The sequence below is a fragment of the Streptomyces sp. NBC_01463 genome (assembly GCA_036227345.1).
Taxonomy (GTDB): domain Bacteria; phylum Actinomycetota; class Actinomycetes; order Streptomycetales; family Streptomycetaceae; genus Streptomyces.
Genome location: CP109468.1, coordinates 7803631 through 7825034 on the forward strand (window position 1 = coordinate 7803631; position 21404 = coordinate 7825034).

Consider the following 21404-nt stretch of genomic DNA (forward strand, 5'->3'; position numbering starts at 1 on the left):
CCGGCCGGTCAGCGGCGGGTCACGGGGTGGTGCACGAGGACAGGGCGCCGTTGACGTACGCCGTCCGGGCCGGGGCCGGGAACCGTCTGCCGGTCACGGCTCGACACCCCAGGCGAGGGCGCCGGCCACATAGGCCCCGACCTTGGACGTGTCCGCGTACGCGGTGTTGGTGGCCCGGCTGTAGTCGTCGGCCTCGTTGAAGTTGGACCAGTCGCTCTTGTTGAGCCGCAGCTGGATCTCACCGGTGGACGCTCCGGCGGCCAGGGTGCCCGCGCCCCCGGTGAACCCGATCTCCAGATAGCGGTCGGCCCCCGTCTTCGGGCTGGAGACCGCCGACACCGCGTGGGTGATGGTGGACGAGCCGAGCGCCGCGTAGTCGCAGTACGTGCCGAAGGTGCTCGGGCCGCCGTCGGAGGTGAACCAGTAGCGCACCTTCACCGTCGACAGGTCGATCGGGGCGCTGCCCGTGTTGAGGACCTGCAGCCCCAGCCTGATCTGGTTGTCGGTCGCCGAGGAGTCCGTGTTCTTGTACTGGACCTTCACCGCACCGGTGCCGGTCGAGCCGCCCGACTTCGTGGTGGCGGTGACCGCCGCGGACAGGGCCGAGGTGTTGCCGCCGGCGTCCCGCGCCGCGACCGCGTAGCTGTACTCGGTCGCCGCCGCGAGGCCGGTGTCGGTGAACGCCCGGGTCGTCGCGTTCCCCGCCAGCACCCCGTTGCGGTAGACGTCGTAGCCGGTCACCGCGACGTTGTCGGTGGCGGCCGACCAGGAGAGCGAGACACTGCTGCTGGTCGTCGCGGTCACGGCCAGGCCGGCCGGCGCCGTCGGGGCCTCGGTGTCCCCGCCCGGCTCGCCGCCGCCCTCCACCAGCAGCTCCGCGTAGATCGCGAAGGCCAGCGCCAGCGCCGCCTGCGCCCAGAACCGGTGGTACGTGAAGGTGGGGGCCGCGCCGCCGTCCAGATAGGCCTGCACCTTCGGCCAGTCCGGGTCGTCCTTGTACCAGCTGCGGATGTCGATGAAGGTCGACCCCGGCTCGATGGTGTCGCCGTTCGGCATGGTGCCCGACCACCCGGCCGGGATGTACACCTCGTCGTTGAACCGGTTGTAGTCCTTCCTGGTCTCCGGCACCGAGATGCCCTTGTCGGTGGCGTTCAGCGCCATCGCGTCCAGTAGCGCCTTGGCCAGCGCCGCGGCGTCCTCGTCACCCGACTTGGCGGCGTAGTAGGTGAGCGTCTTGACGTACGCGGCGCCCACGCCGACGTCGTTGGCGTAGTCCACGACCGTGACGTGCAGACCGGAGTTGCTCCCCGGGTTCGCCGCGTTCCAGGTGTCCGGCTGCCCCGTCCAGTTGAGCGTCGACGGGAAGCGGAAGCTGCCGTCGGCGCCCACCGTCGTCTCCGACGAGGCCCAGGCGACCCACTTGGACAGCACCGCCTCGGCGGACGCGTTGCCCGTCTCGTGGTAGTACGCGGCGAGGCGCTCCATGCCCCAGGCCTGGAATCCGAACCAGTTGTTGCTCGGCGGGTCGTGGTAGACCGGCTGCCAGTCGTAGGCCATGCCGTAGAAGGTGGGCGTGCCGGCCGGCGGCTCGCTGTAGCTCCCCTCCCAGCTGTTGGTGCAGCCGCCCGCGAAGGCGCCCTCGCTGGACTGCAGCCAGGTCAGGAACTCCAGCTGCCGGGTCAGGCTCTTGGACCAGTCGCCCCTGGCCGTCGCCGACTTGGGCGTCAGCGCCGGTACGTTGGACAGCGCCCAGGCCGACAGCGGGTTCTGGTAGCCCTGGTGGGAGGCGCCGTCACCGATGCGCCAGGCCCAGCCGCCGCCACTGCCCGCCGCGGCGCCGCCCCAGGCGTAGTACCAGGACAGCAGGTAGTGCTGCGAGTCCCGGCCCGTCGCGGCCGGGCAGGAGGCGGGGTCGGTGCAGTCGCCGATCCGCTTGAAGTACTTGTCGAACATGGCGTAGCGGAGGTAGTCGCCCATCTTGGCGGCCTTGGCGACCGAGGCCGCGACCTGGCTCTCCTTGCCCTGGTCCGAGGCCCAGCGGAACGCCCAGTAGGCAGCCTGCACCGCGCGGGCGTCGGCGTCCGGCGCGCTGGTGTACTTCCACTGCTTGGCATAGCTCGCGTCACCGACGAACAGGTCGAGATATCCGTTGGGGCCGCCGTACTTGAACAGGTCGGTCGTCGGCTGCGGGACCGTCTCCCACACCGATTCCTGCGCTCCGCGCTGGTAGGTGTTGATGTACGAGGCGCCGGCGCCCGGACCGGACTCGCCGCCGGTGCCCGGCTTGTTGCCGTAGCCGTAGACGTTGTCCAGGTCCATCAGCCAGTGCATGCCGTAGACGTCCATCGTGCCGTAGGACGAGGCGAGTTCGGTGGCCAGCGGGTCGGTGCCGACCTTGACCGTGCCGTCCAGGGCGGAGGGGTAGCCGCTCGGCAGCGGGTGCTCGGGAGCATAGGTGGCGGGGGCCGACGGGTTGTAGGAGTCGGCGGTCGACTGGTCCGCGTGCTGGGGAATGATGGTCTTCTCGGCCACCGCCCAGGCCGCGTTGAAGGGCGCCCAGTCACCGGTCACCCTGCCGTACGCCGCCTCCAGCCACATCCAGAAGCTGACGGCCTCCGACGTCGTCTGGTGGCCGTGGTCGGGCGCCTCCACCATCAGGGTCTCGACCGAGTGGTACGGCAGACCGTCCGGGCTGAAGTAGCCGTTGGCGGACGCCTTGATCTTGCCGTACTGGGTGAGGAAGGCCTGGGTGTAAGGGTCGTCGGCCGCGGCCGCACGGGCACCGGAGCCGGCCGCCGGGGCCGCGGGCTTCGCGACGGCGGTGCCCTGCGCCAGGCCCATGGCCAGCAGGCTGCCGCCCAGGGCGCTGCTGAATGTTCTACGTGATATCGACACAAATCCTCCATTGGCGGGTGTCGTCGGGGGAAGGAGGGGTGCGGAAGGGGACGGGGCGAGCGGAAAGTACGGAAAGCGCGGGGAGCGGAAGAGCTGAGGGGGAGCGGGCCGGTGCGGCCTGCGGTCAGGGCTCGATGCCCCAGACCAGCTCGCCGTCGGCGTACACGGCGATCTTCGAGGCGTCCGCGTACGTGGTGCCGGTGCCGTGGCTGTAGTCGTCCGACTCGTCGAAGTTCGACCAGTCCGTCTTGTTGAGGCGCAGCTGGATCTCCCCCGTGGTGGCGCCCGGCGCGAGGCTGCCGCTCCTGAAGCCCACTTCGAGGTAGTGGTCGGCGCCAGCCGCCGGGGTGCTTACGGCGGCGACCCGGTGGGTCACGGTGGAGCAGCCGATCGGGGACCAGTCGCACCAAGTGCTGTACGTGGAGGCCCCGTTGCCGGAGGTGAACCAGTAGCGGACCGTCACGTCCGCGAGGTCGACCGCCGTGTCACCGGTGTTCACGAGTTGGAGACCGGGCTTGATCTGGTTGTCGGCCACCGAGGAGTCGGCGCTGCGGTACTGCGCCTTGAGCGCGCCGGGTCCGCCGCCCTCCCCGCCGTCGTCGCCGCCGCCCAGTGCGGCGCGCACGGCGGAGTAGGCGCCCTTCGGTGCCAGGTCCTCGTCGTACAGATTGGCCGCGCCCTCACCCGGGAACGTGCTCGGGACCCAGGAGTACTTGTCCGTGTAGTCCCAGACCGTGATGCCGACGCAGCGCGCGACCGCCAGGCAGGCCTCGGTCACCTGCCGGTAGTACGAGGTCTGGGTGGCGGTCTTGGCGGCGTCGGAGGGCAACTGCATCCGTACGTCGAGCTCCGTGACGGCCACGTCGAGACCGAGGCCGGCGAACCGCTGCATGTTCGCCTGCATCTGGTACGGGAAGCCGTACTGGACGGCCAGATGCGCCTGCATCCCGACCCCGTCGAGCGGCACACCTTCGGCCAGCAGCTCGCTCACCAGGGCGTACATCGCGTCGCTCTTCGCGCCGAGCCCCTCGATGTTGTAGTCGTTGAGATACAGCTTCGCGTCCGGGTCCGCGGCATGGGCGGCGCGCAGGGCGGTGGCGACGTAGTCGCTGCCCATGGCGGTGTAGAAGGGGCTCGTGCGGAAGGTCCCGTCCTCGTTGAACGGCTCGTTCACCACGTCCCACGCGGAGACCGCGCCGCGGTAGTGCGCCGCTTCCTCGGTGATGTGATTCGTCATGGCCGCCTCCACCTGCGCCGACGGCAGCGAACCGACCCAGCCGGGCAGCTGGCTGTGCCAGACGAGGGTGTGGCCGCGCACGGTCTGGCCGTGCTGCTGCGCGAAGTCGGTGATCGCGTCGCCCTTGGCGAAACTGAACTGGCCCCGCACCGGCTCGGTGGTGTCCCACTTCATGGAGTTGCCGGGGGTGATCTGCCCGAACTCGGAGCCCAGGGTGGCCGCGTAGGCGGCGTCGGGCAGTTCGGGGTTGTCGGTGGCGGAGCCGAAGTACCTGCCCTGGGCGGCGGCGAGTTCATGCAACGTGCCCTGTTCGGCCGCGGTCGCCGGTCCACCCGTCAGGGTGGTGGCGAGGGCCAGGGCACCGACCACGAGGGCCGGGAGCCCTCCGGTGCGCCTGTGTCTGCAGCGCTTCACCAAGCTCATGACAAACGCCTTCCTCGGCCGGGCAGCGTGGAGCATCACGAGGAGCGCGGCTGCGCCCCGCAACGCCCTTGTCGCCGCCCGGTGTTGGGGGAGAAGGGAGGGGAGTGGAGTGTGCAAGTCTTGATTGTGGGAGCGCTCCCAAGGTGGCGTGGTGATAGGCACCTGTCAAGACTTAAATCACAACTCCCTTACGAGCGCGTTAACTCGGCCACACTCCGAACGGACGGCCGGCGCGGCGCGGCCGGCGCGCGCGACGGGGTGGGCGAACGGCTGCGCGGAGTGCCGTCGGGGCGCGGGCGGCGTCGATCCGCGCGGGTACGCTCGGTGACACCTCGGGAGCCTGTGCCGCCCACGCAATGATGTGCCGCGGATCGACGCCATCGGGGTGCCGCCCCGGCTCCGGGTGGTAAACCCACTGCACAGCGGTCCGGGGTGAGCCGGACGGGCAGCTCATCGGTGCGGCTGTCGTCGTCGCGGAGCCGAGGGACGCCTGTGTTCTCCCATTAACGGAGAGTGACGGGCGGCCGCTGCGATCCGAGTGGGCCGAGCCGGTCTCGGCGGACCGTGAGCGAGCCGGACGTCGCCGGGCGGATGGTCCAGATGTACGGATACGGGCCTGCCCGGTCGGGGCCGGGGGAGGAGCCACCACCGCCGCCGGAGCGGTCGGCGAGTGCAGCGGCTCGGACTGCCGCCGGGACGACGGCGAGATGCCCCCTGGCGGGATGCAGGGGCCGGGACCGGACTGCGGGACGCGACGCGGGCCGCGAGCGTTCCTGAGCGACGCCCGTCACGGACTCCTCGGACGCGGCCGGCGGCACGGCGTCCGAAGAGCAGGGGCGAACGCGCGCGGCGCCGGGCACGCGCTCGGCACCGCCCGGGTGTACGCGACGGTGCCGCCCTGCTGCGCCCCGGCTCAGGTCTCCCGGGTGGCCACCATCCCGATAGTGATCAGCCCCAGCACCACCCAGCCGAACCAGAGCCAGCCATTGCTCCCCAGTGCCACCGTGTACGCGGTGACTGCCACCAGGGCACCTACGGTGAGCACTCCCATGGTCTTCGTGGATCCGGACATGCGCGCACCTTCCTAGAGGTCCTGTCCGGGGTTCCCCGTCTGCGCCCCGACGCCCGGCACGCACGCTCTCCGCACGGCCGTGACTGCCATCGTCACCCCGAAGGCCCCTCCACCGCTACTGTCCGCGCGCCTGCAACGACGCGAGATAGGCGTTGTAAGCCTGGAGCTCCTGGTCGCCGTCCCGGTCCGCGGCGCGGTCCGTGCGCTTCGCCGTCCGCTGTTCCGAGCGGTACCACTGGAACACCAGGGCCACCAGGACCAGCACCGACGGGATCTCGCTGAACGCCCACGCGATGCCTCCCGCGGCGTTCTGGTCGGACAGGGCGTCGATACCGAGGGAGGCGGGCGGGTTCTCGTACACCTTCACCATCGGCTCGCTCGCCATCATCAGCGCGATGCCGAAGAAGGCGTGGAACGGCATCCCGGCGAACAGCTCCAGCATCCGCATCAGATAGCCCGGGCGGTGCGGCCCCGGGTCGATGCCCATGATCGGCCAGAAGAAGACGAGGCCCACCGCCAGGAAGTGCACCATCATCGCGAGGTGCCCGGCCGTCGAACCCATCAGGAAGTCGAAGAGCGGCGTGAAGTACAGCGCGTACAGGCTGGCGATGAACAGCGGGATGGTGAACACCGGATGCGTGATGATCTTCATGTACCGGCTGTGCAGCAGCATCAGCAGGAGTTCGCGGGGCCCCTTGGTGCCACGCCCGGCGACCGGCAGGGCACGCAGTGCGAGTGTCACGGGCGCGCCCAGCAGCAGCAGGATCGGCGAGAGCATGCTGATCACCATGTGCTGCACCATGTGCACGCTGAACATGACCATGCCGTAGTCGTTCAGACCGGTGCACATCACCAGGGCGATGGACAGCACGCCGACGACGAAGAAGACGGTCCGGTTGACCGGCCACGCGTCCCCGCGCCCGCGCAGCCGCAGCACCGCGTATCCGTACAGGACCACCGCGAGGACGCAGCCGGTCAGGAAGAACGGGTCCGCGGAGAACTGGAGTCCGCGTCCCAGCGTGAACGGCGGCAGATCCATGTTCATGCCGTGCCCGCTGTGATCCATCTGTTCACTCCCGATGGGGACGTCGGGACGTCCCCGTTTCGTGCCGGTTGTCCCGACCAGAGTAGAACCGCCCCCGGCCGCAACTGCGGCCGGGGGCGGTTCTCAGACGGTGGTGTGTCTCAGAGCACGCACTCGGCCTCGGAGTAGCGCTCGGCGGGGACCGTCTTCAGGGTCTCCACCGCGTCCGCGAGGGGCACCATCGTGATGTCCGTGCCGCGCAGGGCCGTCATCATCCCGAACTCACCGCGGTGCGCCGCCTCCACCGCGTGCCAGCCGAAGCGGGTCGCGAGGACGCGGTCGTACGCGGTCGGCGTGCCGCCGCGCTGCACATGGCCGAGGATCACCGGACGCGCCTCCTTGCCCAGGCGCTGCTCCAGCTCGATGGAGAGCTGCGTCGCCACACCGGCGAAGCGCTCGTGCCCGTAGATGTCCTTGACGCCCGACTGGAACTCCATGGAGCCCTCGCGCGGCTTCGCGCCCTCGGCGACCACGACGATCGCGAACTTCTTGCCGGCCGAGAAGCGCCGGCCGACCAGCTCGGTCAGCTCGTCGATGTCGAAGGGACGCTCGGGGACGACGATGGCGTGCGCACCGGCAGCCATGCCCGAGTGCAGGGCGATCCAGCCGGTGTGGCGCCCCATGACCTCGACGATCATGACGCGCTGGTGGGACTCGGCGGTGGTCTTCAGCCGGTCGAGGGCCTCGGTGGCCACGCCCACCGCGGTGTCGAAGCCGAAGGTCACGTCGGTGGACGCGATGTCGTTGTCGATCGTCTTCGGAACGCCGACGATGGGCAGTCCCGCCTCGGACAGCAGATTGGCGGCCTTCAGCGTGCCCTCGCCGCCGATCGGGATGATCGCGTCGAGGCCGAGGTCCGCGACATGGCCCCTGGCCGTCTCGACGCCGCCGCGCAGGTGCGCGGGCTGGACCCGGGAGGAGCCGAGGATCGTACCGCCGCGGGCGAGGATGCCGCCGACCGCGTCCAGGTCGAGCTTGCGGTAGTCGCACTCGAGGAGGCCCCGCCACCCGTCGTGGAAGCCGATGACCTCGTCGCCGTGGTCGACCACAGCGCGGTGGACGACGGAACGGATGACGGCATTGAGGCCGGGGCAGTCGCCGCCGGAGGTGAGCACACCAATTCGCATTGCCCGGGAAACCTTTGCAACGTGGGCCGACGACCGGACCACGTCGTCCGGTTGGATCCCCGCCACCCTACCGGCGCAGGGTGGCGGGACCGAACCGGGCGTCCGCCTGCTGGACTCCGCTCAGCTGAGCGAAATACGCCTCATCAGGCGGGCTGGGTCGCGGCGGCGATCCGCTCGGCGCGCAGCGCCTCGTACCAGCGGTCGTCCGTCGGCGGCAGCGCGTTCACATCGAGGGCCAGCTTCAGCAGCAGATCCGCGATCAGCGGGTTGCGCGCCATCACCGGACCGTGCATGTACGTACCGAAAACGGTGTCGTTGTACGCGCCCTCGGTGCCGTCGCCCGTGCCGTTGCCCCGGCCGAACTGCACCCGCGCGAACGGGCGCGCCGTCGGCCCGAGATGGGTGACGCCCTGGTGGTTCTCGAACCCCGTCAGCGGCGGAAGCCCGAGGTGCGGGTCGATGTCCGCGAGCACGTCACCGACGCACCGCGCACCCTCGCCGCGGGTCGAGACCACATCGAGGAGACCGAGACCCTGCTCCCGCTCACCGAGGTCGTTGATGAACTCGTGGCCGAGGATCTGGTACCCGGCGCAGACCGAGAAGATGATCGCGCCGTTGGACGCGGCCCGGCTCAGACCGCCGTCGCGGCGCAGCCGCTCCGCCGCGAGCCGCTGCGGCCGGTCCTCACCGCCGCCGATCAGATAGATGTCGCCGGACGTGGGGATCGGCTGGTCGCTGCGCACGTCGACGCGCGAGACGTCGAGACCGCGCTGACGGGCCCGGCGCTCCACCACGAGGGCGTTGCCCTGATCGCCGTAGGTGCTCAGCAGGTCCGGGTAGACCCACACCAGCCGCAGGCTGTTGTTGCTCATGCTTCGTCCTCTCCGGAGGGGGCCGGGGCCGGGGTCAGTTGCCGACACGACGGCGCAGATCCTGGAAGGCGGTGTAGTTGGCGATGACCTCGATGCGGCCGGGCGGTGCCTGCTGCACGGCCTCGTCGAGGTTCTCGCAGACCCGGAAGTCGAGACCGGCCACTTCGAGCCGGACCGCGAGGTCCAGCTTGCGGTCACCGAGCACGAAGATCGGGTGGCCCGCGAGCTGGGTGTAGTCCACGTCCCACAGCCACGAGGTGTCCGTGCCGTCCGCACCGCGGGCGTTGACGGAGAGGATCACCGGGGTGGGCGGCGGGTCGATCAGGGAGAACGTCTCCAGCCAGCCCGCCGGGTTCTTCGCCAGCAGGAGCCGCAGCTCACGGCCGAGGAAGGTGACCACGTCGTAGCGGCCCGCGACGGCCTGCACCTGGTACATCCGCTCCAGGGCGACCTGCGGCGGCACCCCGAAGACGGCGGCCACGGCGGCCGAGCTGGTGGCGTTGGCCTTGTTGGCGCGGCCGGGCAGCTGGAGGTGGATGGGCCATGCCGAACCGTGCGGGTCCAGCACGTAGTCACCGTGCAGGACCCAGCTGGGCGGCGGACGGCGGAAACCGCACTCGCCGCAGAACCAGTCGTCACCGGGGCGCTGCATCACACCGCCGCAGGACGGGCAGGACCAGGCGTCGTCCTTCCACGCCTGGCCGGCCGCGACCCACACCACGTTGGGGGAGGAGGAGGCCGCCCAGACGATCAGCGGGTCGTCGGCGTTGGCGACGATCACGGCCTTCGAGCCGGACAGTCCCTCCCGCCACTTCTCGGCCAGCATCCGGGTCTCCGCCGCCCGGTCCAGCTGGTCGCGCGAGAGGTTGAGCAGCGCGATCACCTTGGGCGTGGTGTCGCGGGCGACCCCGGCGAGGTACTTCTCGTCGACCTCGATCACGCCGTACTGCGCGTCCGAGCCGCCGGCCAGGGCCGAGGTGATACCCGCGGGCATGTTGGCGCCCAGCGCGTTCGACACGACCGGGCCCGCCGCCCGCAGCGCCTCCGCGATCAGCCGGGTCGTGGTCGTCTTGCCGTTGGTCGCCGACACGAGGATCACGTCCAGGTGCTGCGCCAGCCGCCCGAGCAGGTCGGGGTCGAGCTTGAGCGCCACCCGGCCGCCGATCACCGATCCGCTGCCCCGCCCGGCCGCCCGTGACACCGCCGCAGCGGCCTTGCCCGCCGTCACGGCCAGCTTGGCCCGCGGCGACAACGGCTCCGTGTTGCCTGCCATCGTCCTAGATCCTCCTTGCATCGGTCCGCGCCCAGCCTATCGATGTCCGGTGCGGCAAAGGCACGGCGGCACCGTCCGGGGTGTGGAGTTCCCGTACGAAGACGCCCGGCGGCAGCACGAAAGCGGCACTCCGTACCCCCCGGGGAGCCCGCGGAACCCGCACGGCGGAGGGCGCGCGGCGTCGCACCACGCCCTGCAGGGCCGATTGCACACGGCCCGGTTCTCCCGCAGTGCGCCACGCACATGTGCCGCTCCCGAGCCGCGTCTAGTGTGCGCCCACTCCGCCCGGCCACGGGATCACGGATGGGCACACAGGTGTGGGAGGACATACAGTGAGCGCGATGTCAGCACAGGTCGGGGCCTCGGAGGGCCCCGGACCGCAGGCCACGAGCGCCGCACGGCCCGTCGGCTTCTGGTTCGAGAACATGTCCCTGAACCGCTCCCATCTGCTCGCGGCCCTCGCCCTCTTCATGGCGTTCGTCATCGAGTCCTGGGAGCAGCTCGCCCTCGTCTACGTGTCCGGCGACCTCGGGGACGCCTTCGCCATCGACGAGGGGCGTATCGGCTGGGTGCTCTCGGCGGTGGCCCTCGGCATGATTCCCGGCAGCCTGGTGTGGGGCCCCGTGTCCGACCGGATCGGGCGGCGCGCGGTCTGCCTGTGGAGCCTGGCGGCGTATGGCGTGATCGCGCTGGCCAGCGCCCTGGCGCCGAACTTCACGCTCCTCATGGCCGCGCGCTTCCTGTCCGGCCTCGCCCTGGCCGGCATCTACACCGTGACCTTCCCCTACTTCCTGGAACTGCTGCCGACGAAGAGCCGGGGCCGGGCCGCCGTCTACCTCTCCATCGGGTGGCCGATCGGCGTCCTCCTCGCCGTCGGCGCCACCCAGCTCCTCGGTGACATGGGCTGGCACGTGGTCGCCGTCGCCAGCGCGCTCGCCGGCCTCTGGGTCTTCGCCATCCGGGCCTGGGTCCCGGAGTCGCCGTACTGGCTGGCCCAGCAGGGACGCCACGACGACGCAGCGGCCGTGCTGAGGCGGCTCGGCGCCGACGTCCCGCAGGGCACCGTCTTCGAGGTGGTCGAACCCGAGCTCGCCGGCCGGCCCGTCGAGCTCTTCCGCGGCCGGCTGCTGAAGACGACCGTGCTCATGCTCGTCGTGAACTTCGCCTTCAACTGGGGCTACTGGGGCCTGCAGACCTGGCTGCCCACCCTGCTCCAGGACAAGGGCCTCAGCATGTCCGCGAGCCTCGGATTCGTCGCGCTGAGCGCCGTGTTCATGATCCCGGGGTACGTCTCCGCCTCGTACCTGACCGGCCGGTTCGGCCGCAAGCGGATCTTCCTGCCGTACGTGGCGCTCGCCGCGGTCGCCGGCATCGCCTTCGCGTACTCCGACACCCTCACCGAGATGTACGTCGCGAACTTCGCCCTCTCGTTCTTCAGCCTCGGCGCCTGGGGGGTCTGGAACACCTGGAACGGCGAGTTCTATCCGACGGCGCTGCGCGCCACCGGCTACTCCTGGGCGACCGCGGCACAGCTCGGCGCCACCTCGCTGGCCCCGTCCGTGGTCGGCTACATGCTGGCCCGTGCCACCGGGTACTCCTCGACGATCCTCTTCATCATGGGCTTCCTCGCCGTCGCCCTGGTCTTCGCGGTGCCGCTGCCCGAGACCGAGGGACGCGATCTGGAGTAGGGCGCCCGGCGCGGACCGGGCGGCGGCCGCCGTGCGATGGGAGGATCGCCACGTGAGACTCGGTATCGACGTGGGGCGCGCGAGGACCGTGGCGGTCGCCGCACGGGCCGACGGCGCACCGGTGGCCCGTGCGGCCGTCGACAGCGTGCCCGGTCTCGCCGGCTGCCTCCGTTCCGTGCTCACCGCCCTGGGGCCGCTGCCCGAGCCGCCGCGTTCCGTCGCCGTCGTGACCGACCTCGGGCGCCGCCCCTTCGACGCGAACCCGGTCGCCGTGCTGCGCATCGCCCCGCCGAGCCACCCCGCGCTCGCACCCGCCCGCGGCCCGGTCCGGCTGACCGGCCGCGTGGCGGGCGGCGCGTCCGTCACCGGGACCCCGCTCGCGGCGCTCGACGGCGAAGCGGTCCTCGCCTTCGCCCGCCGCGCCGCCGACGAGGGTGTGTCGGCCTTCGCGATCTGCGCGGCCGGAGCCCCGGCCCGCCCCGCGCCCGAACGGGCCGCGGCCGCGGCCGTCGCACAGCTCCTGCCGCGCGCCATGCTGTGCCTCTCGCACGAGATCGGCTCGCCCGGACTGAGGGAGCGGGAGAACGCGACCGTGGCCAACGCCGCGCTCGGGGCCTGGGCCGACGGCCTCGTCGCCGACACCACGCGCGCCCTCGCCGCCCACGGCATCACCGCTCCGCTCTACTTCGCCCGGGACGACGGCGGTGTCGTCTGCGCCGAGTACTTCCGCGGCCACCCCGTCATCGCCACGGCCCCCGCCGCCGGCACCGCGGCACGCGGCGCCGTCCTGCGGACCGGAATCCGGCGCGCCCTCGTCCTCGACGCGGCGGCCGACGCCGTGCGCTGCGTGCCGGTGATCGACGGCGAACCGGAGCGTGCGGAGCCGGGCCCCGGACCCTTCGGCCTGCGCATGGACCTCGGCGGCCCCCGGACGACGGTCCTCCCGTACGGCTCCGGAGGGTTCGACCCGGCGGCCGCCGCAGCCCTGGCGGACCGGGAACGCGAGAGGCTGCCGGACGCCGAAGTGGTGTGGACCGGGGGAGCGGCACCCGCGTCCGGTGCGGAGTCCGGCGACGACGCCGCGCTGTTCGCCGCCCGCGCCGACTGCGGTGTCGAGGTCGAGCAGATCGTCGTCGCCACCGGCCGCGCCGAACTGGAGGCGCTCCTCGACACGGCGTGCGGCCACGCCCTGTCCCGGGCAGTGGCGGCCGGCGCGGCACCGGGCAGCGTCCGGGTGGACCGCATGACACACGCCCCGGTCTCCTATCTGCCCGCCGGAGTGCACCGCGTCCGGATCCGGGCCACCGGCCTCCCGTCGAGCGGGCAGACGCCGTGACCGCCCTCGGGCTCCAGGCGCTGGAGTCGCTCGCCGACGGGTCAAGGATCCTCGCGTCCGGCATCGAGGAGTCCGCGTTCCACGTGGCGCTCGACTGGGCCAGGGCCGAGATCGCCGCGCGCGGACCCGTCACCCTGCTCGCGCCGGACGCACTCGACGGGGTCGGCCTGTGTGTGACGGTCACGTTCATGGGATCCTCGGTGGCCCTGGCCGAGCAACTCCCCACCGGCGAAGAGCCCCTGGCCGCGGTCCGGGCACTGGAACGGCTGCTCGGGCGGCGCGCCGAGGCGGTCGTGGGGCTCAACACGGCAGCCGAGAACGCCCTGTTGTCCGTCGTGACCGCCGCCGTGTGCGGACTGCCGCTGGTCGACGGGGACGGCTGCGGCCGGGTCCTGCCGCTCCTGGAACAGACCGTCTTCACCCTCGGCGGAGTGAGCGCGGCGCCGCTCGCCGTCGGCACCGCGGCGGGGGACGTCGTCGCGGTCGAATCGCCCCGGCAGCGCGTCGAGGAACTGCTGCGCCCCATGATCCTGGCCGCCGGCGGCTGGGCCGTGGTCGCCGGATACCCCATGGACGGCGCCACCCTGGCCCGCCACATGGTCCCCGGAACCGTCAGCCGCGCCACCGCCGCGGGAGCCCTGACCGGACCCGGACGGCACGCGCCCTGGCAGCCCCGGACGCTGTGCCGGGGCACCATCACCGCCCTCGAACACGCCGGCCCCGTCCCGCGCACCGCCGCACCCGGCGTGCTGCCGTCCCGGCCCACCAGCGTCGTCGTCACCGAGGACGAGGGGCTGCGCCGGCGCTTCCGCCTGGAAGCCCACAACGAAGTGCTGCTGGCCCTCGCCGACGGCGCGGTCGCCGCGGCCGCGCCCGACCAGATCCTGATGCTCACCGGCGACGGCCGGGTCCTCGACGTGGACCGTGCCGCGCCCGGCGCCCGGGTCGACGTGGTCGTCCTGCGCGCCGCCCCGGCCTGGCAGAGTCCGCAGGGGCGGGCCCTCGCCCGTTCCGGCGGACCGACCGACACCCTCGACCGCGTCCGGGAGGACCTGTGGTGAACGACGACGGGGCCCTGACCGTCGCGGAACTTGTCCAGCACGGCGCCCTTCCGGACGTCACCGTGCACGGGACCGCCGGACGCCGCTCCGAGATCCGCAACGTCCGCATCGTCGACGAACTCGACGCGCTGGAACGCCTGGAGCCGCACGCGGCGATCGTCCTCACCGGCCGGATCGCCGAGGCGGGATGGACCGTCGAGACGGCGCTGCGCAAGGCGTGGGAACAGGCCGCCGCCTGTGTGGTGATCTCGGGCTCACCCGTGCACGCCGCGTCCGTGGGGGAACTCGCGGCGCGTCTCGGCGTACCCCTGCTGGTCGTCCGTGAACCGGCACTCGACGCCGCCGTGCGCATCGCGTCGGCCGTCGCCCAGCCCGAGGCCGGCCGCACCGCGCTCGTCGCCCACGCGGCACGCCGGCTGGCCGCGGCGGGACCGCACGCCGGGCCCGTACTCGCGGCCCTGCACGCCGTCCTGCCGGCCACCGACGTGGCGCTGACGGATGCCACGGGCACGGTCATCGGCGGCCGTTCGGCCGCACTCGGCGAACCGGCCGCACCCGGCAAGGACGGGAAGGACGGGAAGGACGGAAAGGATGGGAAGGAAAGCAAGGCACAGGCGCACGCGGCCGTACGGGTGGCGCTCCCCGTTCCCGACCCCGACCGTCCGGACGGGACGGCGCTGGTCACGCTCCACGCCCGTTCCCGGTCCCGGGCCGCGGGCTGGGAGAAGACCGTCACGTCCGTCCTGGAACTCGCCGTCACCCCCCTGACGGCGTGGGCGGCCAACCGCCGCCTCTCCGCAGAACGTTCGGGCCGCACCGCCACGCTCCTGCTCACCCGGTTCCTCGCGGCGGAACCGGCCGCCGACACCCGGGCGCTCGCGGCGGGCCTCGGCTGGCCGATGCGGGGCCCGTTCGTCGCGTACGCGCTGAAGCCGGTGGCGTCGTGGACCGGGGGACAGGACCCGGGGCCCGCGCTCACCGCGCTGTGGGCGGGCCGTGGACCCGGCGGACCCCTCGTCGCGCACGACGACTGCTGGGTCGCCTGGCAGTCCGTCCCGGCCCCGGACGGCGGTGACCCGGTCGCCGGGGCCGAGAGCCGGCTGCGCGCCGCCCTGGCGGACATCGGCGGGTACGTGCCCGTGGCCGGAGGCGTCGCGGGCGCGGCAGCCGGACTGCCCGGGCTCGGCGCCGCGCTCGCCGACGCCCGGGCCGCCGCCGGGGTGGCGGCGGCCGGCGCGCCCGGCGGCGTGGTGCGCGCCGACCGGCTCGGCACCGCGCAGCTCCTGGCGGCCCTGCCCGCGGCCGCGTTGCGCGGCCCGGCGACCGCGGTCCTCGCCCCGCTCCTCGAAGCGGACCGCGACGGCACCCTGCTGCGCACCCTCGCGGCCGTCCTCGACACGGGAGCCGCGCTGAGCCCCGCCGCGACGGCCCTCGGCGTCCACCGCAACACCGTGGCCGCGCGCCTGGACCGCATCAGGTCCCTGGGGTTCGACCCGGACGACCCGGCGCAGCGGCTCGCCCTCCATCTGGCCTGCCGGGTGCTGCTCGGCGGCGACCAAGGGCTGTCCCGCCAGGAATCGCGGGACAGCCCTCAGGGTCTGTCAGACGGATCAGGGGCGGACACACCTTAGGGAGTGTCGTGCCCCACGGGGCCGAACCCGCCCCCGCCGCCGCTCTCGCAGCGCAGCACATCGCCCTCCCGGACCGGCAGCGCGTTGGCCTTGAGCAGGGAACGCTCGTCGTCGCGGCCGGGGTTGAGCGTGACCCGGGGCGGAGCACCCTCCTCGCCGCCGAACAGACCCCAGGCCGGGGTGACGGACCGCTCCCACCACAGCGACAGGTCCTGGTCGGCGGTGAACCGGTACTGACGGACCACCCCGTCACCGCCCCGCGTGCGGCCCTGCCCGCCGGAGCCGGACCGGACGGCGTACTCCTCGACCCGGACCGGGAACAGCGTCTCCAGGACCTCCACCGGCATGTCGCGGAGCGAACCGTTGACGTTGTTGATCAGGCAGGACTCGCCGTCGCCGCTCTCCCAGGCACCCCAGCCGCCGACCGTCGCCTCCTGGGAGACGAACAGCTTGCCGGTGCGCGGGTCGAGGCCGGTGAACTGCACGATCATCGAGTCGCCGTACGAGGCAGCCGCCGCGCGGTCGGGAACGGCCGGGGCCAGCGCCTTGACGACCAGGTCGATCAGCAGACCCAGGTGCGAGTAGTAGTACTGGCAGGCGGCCGGTTCGACCGCCGCGAGCATCGTGCCGGGACGCGTCAGCACGTCGAGGGGCTTGAACGAGCCGCCGTTGAGCGGGACTTCGCCGCTGACGAGCAGCTTGTAGCCGACCCGGCAGGCGGCGACCGTCTGGGCCGCCCCGCAGTTGACCGGACCGGTCGCCTGCTCGGCGCAGTCCGTGACGTCCATCGTCATGCGGTCGCCGTCGATGGTGACCTTCACGGTGACGTGCAGCGGGGTGCCGAGGTCGATCCCGTCGTTGTCGAGGTGCCCCGTCGCCTCGTACACCCCGTCCGGGATCGCCGCGATCTGGGCGCGCTCCAGCCGCTCCGTCTGCTCGAAGATGGCGTCGCGGGCGGCGAGCAGGGTGTCCATGCCCCAGCGCCGCACGATCTCCGCCAGCCGCCGGGCACCGGTGCGGGCGCAGGCGACCTGGGCCCGCATGTCGCCGAGGGTCGGCTGCGGGAAGCGCACCTGACGGGCAATCAGGTCATGGGTGAGCGTGCACGGTTCGCCGGCCTCGTAGATCTTCAGCGGGCCCATGCGCAGGCCCTCCTGGTAGATCGTCGTCGAGTCCATGGAACCGCCCGGGTCCTTGGAGCCCATGTCGATCCAGTGGGCGCGGGAGGCCGCGAAGCCGACGAGTTCGCCTTCGACGTGGATGGGCGCGTACACCGTGACGTCGTTGAGGTGGGTGCCGCCGATGTAGGAGTCGTTGAGGACCCAGACGTCACCGGGCTGCCAGACGCCGGGCCCGTACATCCGCTCCGTGGCCCGGGTGCACTCCTCCAGGTTGCCGAGGAAGATCGGCAGCCCGGACGACTGGCCCAGGACGTTGTGGTCGCGGTCCATGAGGGCGACCGCGCAGTCCTTGGCCTCGTAGATCGTGGGCGTGTACGAGGAGCGGATCAGGGTGGTGTTCATGTCCTCCGCGGCCTGCAGCAGCGCGCAGCGGATGATCTCGGTGGTGACCGGGTCGATCCCGGACCCGTCCGAATGCGTCGCGTGGGTCATCAGGATGCGCCTCCGAGCTTGATGACGAGGAAGCCGTGCGCGTCGACGGTGACGGTCGCGTCCGGCGGGACGACGGTGGTGGAGGTGGCCTCGACGATGATCGCGGGACCTGCCAGATGAGTGCCGGCGGACAGCTGCTCGCGCCGCAGCACGGGGGTGTCGTGGACCGTGCCGTCGAAGTGGACGGACTTGTTGCGGGGCGTCGGCGCCCCGCCCGTCTCCGGTGCGAACACGGCGGGCTCCAGCGGCGGCAGCGCGCCCAGTGCCGTGGTGCGCAGCGTCACGAACTCGACCGGGGCACCGGGTGTGGCATGCCCGTAGCGGCGCTCGTGCAGCGCGGCGAAGCGGTCGGCGACCGATTCGAGGAAGCCCTCCGCTGCCGGTTCGGCGGCGTCGGTCAGGGGCACGGTCAGGGTGTAGTCCTGGCCCTCGTAGCGCATGTCCACCGCGTGCTCGACGCGGCGCCGCTCCGCCGGGATCTGCTGCTCGCCGAGCGCGGTCAGACCGTCGGCCTCCAGGCCCGCGAGCGCACCGGCCATCGCGTCGCCGTCGAGCGTGTCGCCCGGCGTGAAGAACTGGCGGGTCAGATCGCGCCGCACCTCGGTGCCGAGCATGCCCCACGCGGAGAACGCACCGGGGAAACGGGGGACCACGACCTCTTCCACACCCAGCTCGCGCGCGATCTCGACGGCGTGCATCGGGCCCGCCCCGCCGAACGCGAGGAGTACGAACTCCCGCGGCTCCCGGCCGTGTTCGACCGTCAGGGTACGGATGGCCTGCGCCATCTTGGCATTGGCCACCGAGCAGATGCCGCTCGCCAGCTCCATGGGCCCGAGGCCCAGCTCACCGGCCAGCTCGCCGACGGCACGCCGCGCCGCCGCGACATCGAGCGTCATGTGGCCGCCCGCGAACCACTCCGGGTCCACCCGGCCGAGCACCGCGTTCGCGTCGGTGACCGTGGCGCGGGTGCCACCGCGGCCGTAACAGGCGGGACCGGGCACCGCGCCCGCGGACTCCGGGCCGACCCGCAGACCGCCCGCCTCGGCGTAGGCGAGCGAACCGCCGCCCGCGCCGATGGTGTGCAGGTTCACCAGGGGCATCAGCACCGGGAAGCCGTCCGCGGAGCCCTCGTTGGAGACGTCCGGGCGCCCGTCCAGGACCAGTGACACGTCGAAGGACGTGCCGCCCATGTCGACGCAGATCGCGTTGGGCCGCCCCAGCAGCGCGGCCGCCGCGGTGCCGCCCATCGTGCCGCCGACCGGCCCCGACAGCAGTGTCTGCAGCGGGTGGCGGCGGGCGTACGCGGCGTTGACGATGCCGCCCGACGACTGCATCACCTGGACCGGCACCGCCAGTCCGCGCTCGGCGAACCGTTCCTCGATCCGGCCGAGGTAGCGGCGTACGACCGGGCCGGTGTACGCGTCCAGCACGGCCGACGACGTGCGCTCGTACTCCCGCCACTCGCGCGCCACCTGGTGCGAGAGGACGACCATGACGTCATCGCCCAGCTCCTCGGCGAGGATCTCCCCGGCGCGCAGCTCGTGCGCCGGGTCGACATAGCTGAACAGGAACGACACGGCGACCGCCGCGAAGCCCTCCGCGCGGGCCCGCCGCGCGGCCGCGCGGACCGCCTCCTCGTCGAGGGGCACCAGCTCGGTGCCGCGCCAGTCGAGCCGCCCGCCGGCCTCGGCGGTGTCCGCCGTGCCGACCAGGGGGGCCGGCTTGCGGTAGTGCAGGTCGAACATGCGGTCACGGTTGCCGCGGGCGATGCGGTAGACGTCCCGCATCCCGGCGGAGGTGAGCAGCAGGACGCGGGCGCCCTTGCGCTCCAGCAGGGCGTTCAGCCCCTGCGTGGTGCCGTGCACGAAGAACGAGATGTCGCCCGGATCGTCGACGGCTCTGCCCAGCGAGGCGAAGACGCCCTCCGCCAGATCGCCCGGCGTGGTCGGGGCCTTTGCTGCGAGATAGGTGCCGCGCGTCTCGTCGTACGCGACGACATCGGTGAACGTGCCACCGATGTCCATGGCCACCCGGTACGTCATGCCGCCTCCCGGCTTGTCTCAAGGATGAGCGGACGCTATCGGCGGCCGTCGACGCGGGCGTGTGCGCACTGCACGGATGAGGATGCGGCACCGTGCGCGGCGCATGGTCAGACGGTCCCGGGCTCGCCGCCCGCCTGCTGGACGTCCTCGTGCAGGTGCACGATCAGCCAGCGTCCGCCTGCGCTCCGGCGCAGCACGGCGGTGTTGCGGCTCAGCTCGGGAAGCAGCGGGACGCCGCCCGGCGCCGGGGCGAAGGTGACGCGCAGCCAGTGCCGCAGCAGCGCGGTGTCGCCGAAGACGTCGACGACCGGGTCGTACGCGTACAGCCCGGTCTCCTCGGGCCCGTCGCCCGCGGCGGGCCGCTCGGCGCGCAGCCGGTCCAGCTCGTCCTGTCCCTGGACCAGCGGCCCTCCGGCGGAGTCCCAGATGGTCGCCGCCGGATCGAGGCACGCGTCGATCCGGGCGCGGTCCCCCGCGACGTACGCGTCGTACATCCCCGTGACCAGGGACCAGATGGCCCCGGCCTCGGCGGGGGTGGCGCCGGGGCGGGCGGCGGACGGGGTGCCGGAAGGCGTGGAGAGGTGCATGCGGAGGCTCCGACGGGGATCGCGGGGGAGGCGCCGGACGGCGCTGACGCAGGACACCGTAACCGCCAGGCCGCACCGTCCCCGGGAAGGGTGACGGCGGCCGGGCCGTGCGTGGAACGTACGATGGCCGGCATGCGAAACCGCCCCATCCCCGGCAGTTCCGGCCTCGTACGGACCATGAGTCTGTTCGGTGACCCGGTGCTCCACGCCGCGTGCGAGCCCGTCACGGACTTCGGCCCCTCGCTCGCCCGGCTCGTCGAGGACATGTTCGCCACGATGTACGCGGCGCAGGGCGTCGGGCTCGCCGCGAACCAGGTCGGTGTTCCGCTGCGGGTGTTCGTCTTCGACTGTCCCGACGACGAGGACGTCCGGCACCTCGGGCACGTGGTCAACCCCAGGCTCGTCGAGGCGGACGATGTCGTCGTGCGCGGCCCCGAGGGCTGTCTCTCGCTGCCGGGCATCGAGGCGGGCACGCCGCGTTCCGACCGTGCCGTGGTGGAGGGGCTGGACATCGCGGGGGAGCCGGTGCGGATCGAGGGGACCGGCTTCTTCGCCCGCTGCCTCCAGCACGAGTGCGACCATCTCGACGGCGCCGTCTACACCGACCGGCTGACCGGGCTGCGCCGGGTGCGGGCGCTGCGTGCGGCCCGCCGGGCGCCCTGGGGGCGCACCGGCTGACCGGCCGCGTTCAGAACCCGGGACCGCCGGGGCGGTCGCCCGCCGCTGCCAGCCTGCCCCAGAGCAGGTCGGCCAGGCTGCGGACCAACTGCTCGCGCGAGCAAGGGCGTTCGCCCAGCCACCAGTCGCCGGCCGCGTGCATCATGCCGACGATGCCGTGGCCCCAGATCCGCGCCATCTCCTGGCTGTCCGGGCCGAGATCGACCCGTTCCGCGATGACCATGGCGAGTTCCTCGCCGAGGCGGCGCAGCAGCGGGGCCGAATGACGGCCCACGTCGAAGCCCTGCTCGAGGGAGGGCACCGCGTCCTCGGAGGGGTGCATCAGGAAGCGGTAGACCTGCGGCCGGGCCTCGATCGCCGCGAGATAGGTGTCGAGCGTCGCCTCGACCCGGGCGCGGCGGTCCGCGGGGGCGTCGAGTGCGGCCCGCAGCGCGCTCAGCAGGGCGTCGGTGTGCCGCTTGGCGAGGGCGCGGTAGAGGCCGCCCTTGTCGCCGAAGTGCCGGTAGAGAATGGGCTTGGTGATGCCCGCCTCGGCCGCGATGGCGTTCATCGAGGCCCCGGGGCCGTCCCTGAGCACCACGCGGTCGGCGGCCTCGAGCAACTCGCGGCGGCGGCGCTCGGCCGCGGTCCGCTGTCGCTCGGCCTGTCGTGTGGTCTCCATGTCGTTTCTCCCACCCCTGACCGTGCCTGTCCGTCCTGCCTGCGCAACGTAACACCCTGTCCGGCGGGGTGCGGATCGAGGCCCGGGCGGTTGACAGAGGCTACTTGCCGGTAACAGACTGTTG

At 72.6% G+C, this 21404-nt stretch carries 16 protein-coding genes; 5 read left to right on the top strand and 11 right to left on the bottom strand.

Translation table 11 applies throughout. The annotated features are described in order from the left end of the window. Positions 1-93: 93 nt before the first annotated feature. The 7 genes from OG521_34355 to OG521_34385 all read right to left on the bottom strand — a co-directional run bounded on the left by OG521_34355 (position 94) and on the right by OG521_34385 (position 9983). Positions 94-2850: an exoglucanase gene (locus OG521_34355; protein ID WUW26896.1), complete on the bottom strand. Its 2757-nt coding sequence runs from the start codon at positions 2848-2850 to the stop codon at positions 94-96. 169 nt (positions 2851-3019) lie between these two features. Continuing rightward, positions 3020-4555: an endo-1,4-beta-xylanase gene (locus OG521_34360; protein WUW25573.1), complete on the bottom strand. Its 1536-nt coding sequence runs from the start codon at positions 4553-4555 to the stop codon at positions 3020-3022. A gap of 913 nt (positions 4556-5468) precedes the next feature. Continuing rightward, positions 5469-5627, bottom strand: coding sequence for a hypothetical protein (locus tag OG521_34365; GenBank protein ID WUW25574.1), 159 nt, complete (start codon positions 5625-5627; stop codon positions 5469-5471). 115 nt (positions 5628-5742) lie between these two features. Continuing rightward, positions 5743-6693 carry a cytochrome c oxidase assembly protein gene (locus tag OG521_34370; GenBank protein WUW25575.1) on the bottom strand — a complete coding sequence of 317 codons (951 nt, stop codon included), beginning with the start codon at positions 6691-6693 and terminating at the stop codon, positions 5743-5745. 119 nt (positions 6694-6812) lie between these two features. Then, a complete protein-coding gene (locus OG521_34375; protein ID WUW25576.1) occupies positions 6813-7838 on the bottom strand; it encodes a 6-phosphofructokinase in 1026 nt (341 codons plus the stop codon). Between the two features lie 143 nt (positions 7839-7981). Further along, a complete protein-coding gene (locus OG521_34380) occupies positions 7982-8710 on the bottom strand; it encodes a glutamine amidotransferase (GenBank protein WUW25577.1) in 729 nt (242 codons plus the stop codon). Between the two features lie 34 nt (positions 8711-8744). Beyond that, positions 8745-9983: a MurT ligase domain-containing protein gene (locus OG521_34385; GenBank protein ID WUW25578.1), complete on the bottom strand. Its 1239-nt coding sequence runs from the start codon at positions 9981-9983 to the stop codon at positions 8745-8747. 341 nt (positions 9984-10324) lie between these two features. On the opposite strand from OG521_34385, the gene OG521_34390 reads away from it, so the two are divergent. Genes OG521_34390 through OG521_34405 form a run of 4 tightly spaced genes read left to right on the top strand, consistent with a single transcriptional unit; the run spans position 10325 to position 15699 of the window. Then, entirely contained in the window at positions 10325-11671 is a 1347-nt protein-coding gene (locus OG521_34390) for an MFS transporter (GenBank protein ID WUW25579.1), read from the top strand. A gap of 52 nt (positions 11672-11723) precedes the next feature. Further along, positions 11724-13007, top strand: coding sequence for a hypothetical protein (locus tag OG521_34395; protein WUW25580.1), 1284 nt, complete (start codon positions 11724-11726; stop codon positions 13005-13007). After that, positions 13004-14068 carry a DUF917 domain-containing protein gene (locus OG521_34400; GenBank protein WUW25581.1) on the top strand — a complete coding sequence of 355 codons (1065 nt, stop codon included), beginning with the start codon at positions 13004-13006 and terminating at the stop codon, positions 14066-14068. Before OG521_34395 ends, OG521_34400 begins: the two co-directional genes overlap by 4 nt. Next, positions 14065-15699, top strand: coding sequence for a helix-turn-helix domain-containing protein (locus OG521_34405; protein ID WUW25582.1), 1635 nt, complete (start codon positions 14065-14067; stop codon positions 15697-15699). The genes OG521_34400 and OG521_34405 overlap by 4 nt, the downstream gene beginning before the upstream one ends. Here the strand turns inward: OG521_34405 and OG521_34410 are convergent. From OG521_34410 to OG521_34420, 3 genes are all read right to left on the bottom strand, one after another. Beyond that, the gene (locus OG521_34410; GenBank protein WUW25583.1) at positions 15696-17312 is read right to left on the bottom strand and encodes a hydantoinase B/oxoprolinase family protein; all 1617 of its coding nucleotides are present in this window, start codon (positions 17310-17312) and stop codon (positions 15696-15698) included. The two genes, OG521_34405 and OG521_34410, sit on opposite strands and share 4 nt — an antisense overlap. Further along, positions 17312-19354: a hydantoinase/oxoprolinase family protein gene (locus tag OG521_34415; protein WUW25584.1), complete on the bottom strand. Its 2043-nt coding sequence runs from the start codon at positions 19352-19354 to the stop codon at positions 17312-17314. The genes OG521_34410 and OG521_34415 overlap by 1 nt, the downstream gene beginning before the upstream one ends. Positions 19355-19461: 107 nt before the next feature. Then, complete coding sequence (locus tag OG521_34420; GenBank protein WUW25585.1) at positions 19462-19941, bottom strand: nuclear transport factor 2 family protein; 480 nt, start codon at positions 19939-19941, stop codon at positions 19462-19464. Between the two features lie 123 nt (positions 19942-20064). Here OG521_34420 and def point away from each other — a divergent pair, with 123 nt between their 5' ends. After that, positions 20065-20619 (top strand): peptide deformylase, encoded by a 555-nt coding sequence (gene def, locus OG521_34425; GenBank protein ID WUW25586.1) that lies wholly within the window; start codon positions 20065-20067, stop codon positions 20617-20619. Between the two features lie 10 nt (positions 20620-20629). On the opposite strand, the gene OG521_34430 is transcribed toward def, so the two are convergent. Further along, positions 20630-21280 (bottom strand): TetR/AcrR family transcriptional regulator, encoded by a 651-nt coding sequence (locus tag OG521_34430; protein ID WUW25587.1) that lies wholly within the window; start codon positions 21278-21280, stop codon positions 20630-20632. Positions 21281-21404: the final 124 nt, after the last annotated feature.